The organism is Allostella sp. (genome assembly GCF_041913585.1).
Taxonomy (GTDB): Bacteria; Pseudomonadota; Alphaproteobacteria; order ATCC43930; family Allostellaceae; genus Allostella.
This window is the reverse complement of the sequence record NZ_JAYSFE010000292.1, coordinates 1-1,626: the sequence shown is the minus strand read 5'-3', so window position 1 is coordinate 1,626 and position 1,626 is coordinate 1. Positions and strand designations below refer to the sequence as shown.

General features: G+C 71.1%; 2 protein-coding genes. One reads left to right on the top strand and one right to left on the bottom strand.

Annotation, left to right across the window (positions count from 1 at the left end; genetic code table 11):
- The coding region (locus tag ACE3Q3_RS24325) for a PAS domain S-box protein (protein ID WP_374450447.1) at window positions 1-841 on the bottom strand (841 nt) is incomplete at its 3' end.
- A 256-nt stretch (window positions 842-1,097) separates the two neighbouring features.
- Here ACE3Q3_RS24325 and ACE3Q3_RS24320 point away from each other — a divergent pair.
- Window positions 1,098-1,626 (top strand): glycoside hydrolase family 1 protein (locus tag ACE3Q3_RS24320; protein WP_374450445.1); only part of this gene is annotated, 529 nt, incomplete at its 3' end.

Sequence of the window (1,626 nt, the reverse complement as noted above, 5' to 3'; positions counted from 1 at the left end):
TGCCGTTGCGGACGAGGTTCAGGATCACCTGCTGGACCTGCACCTTGTCGACCAGCACCCGTCCCGCGGCCGGATCGAGCCGGTATTCGATCCGCACGCCCCGCTCCTTGGCACCGACGAGGGCCAGCGCGCTCGCCTCCTCGACCAGCTTGGCGAGGTTCTCGGCCCGCTTCTCGGCCTCGCCCTTGGCGACGAAGTCGCGCAGGCGGCGGATGATCTCGCCGGCGCGCACGGCCTGGTCGCCGGCTCCCGCCATCGCCTCGCCGGCCAGCTTCAGGCTCTCCTCGCCGGGCCGCTGCAGGAAGCGCAGGCCGGCGCGCACGAAGCTGGCGATGGCGGTCAGGGGCTGGTTCAGCTCGTGCGCCAGGCTCGACGCCATGGCGCCCATCGTCGACAGCCGCGAGACGTGGAGGAGTTCCTGCTGCAGCTCGTGGAGCCGGGCCTCGGTCCGCTGCCGCTCGGTCAGGTCGCGGATGAAGCCGGTGAAGCGGCGTTCGTCGCCGGCCCCCATCTCGCCGACCGCCAGTTCCATCGGAAAGGTGCTGCCGTCGCGCCGCCGTCCCATCACCACCCGGCCGATGCCGATGATCCGGCGCTCGCCGGTCTGGCGGTAGCGCGCCAGGTAGCCGTCGTGCTGCTCCCGGTAGGGGGAGGGCATCAGCATCCGCACGTTCTGGCCGGCAACCTCGTGGGCGGTGTAGCCGAAGAGCCGCTCCGCCGCGGCGTTGAAGCGCTCGATCCGGCCGACCTCGTCGATCACCACCATCGCATCGGGGACGGTGTCGAGAATCGACTGGAGATAGGCCGCGTGCAGCTCGAGCTCACGCAGCTCCGATCCCATGGGGGCCGCGTCGGTTGCGGCCGGCGGTGCTTCCTGGTCCGTGGCCATGGTCGCGCGCGGTGAAGGATTGGGGGAGGCCGGTGGTTCGGTCATCCGACGGCGACCATAGCGCGGGCCCGCCATTGCCACAATTGAATGGAACCAGTTCGCGGCGGGGTCGATGGGCCCGGGGGTGATTCCGATCAACGCGCGCGGGTCGGCATGGTATCCATGGCTGAGGGTGGACCTGACCAAGAACGACAGCGCGGAGCAGCCCATGAGCTTGGAGACGGTGGATCGACCGGTGGTCCCGGCTGCCGATCGGGCGTGGCCGCCCGGCTTCCTCTGGGGCGCCTCCACCTCGGCCTATCAGATCGAGGGCGCGACGACCGCCGACGGCCGCGGGGCCAGCATCTGGGACGTGCGCGTCCACGAGCCGGGACGCGTCACCGACGGCGACACCGGCGACGTCGCCTGCGACCACTACCGCCGCTACGCCGAGGACATCGCCCTGATGCGGCGGATCGGCCTCGACGGCTACCGCTTCTCGGTCTCCTGGCCGCGGGTCCTGCCCACCGGCCGCGGCATCGTCAATCCGGCCGGGCTCGACTTCTATGACCGGCTGATCGACGGGCTGCTGGCGGCGGGCATCGAGCCGTGGCTCTGCCTCTACCACTGGGACCTGCCGCAGGCGCTCCAGGAGCTGGGCGGCTGGGAGAACCGCGACAGCGCCGGATGGTTCGCCGACTATGCGGTGCTGCTCGCCCGGCGCTTCGGCGACCGCGTCAAGCGCTTCGCCACCTTCA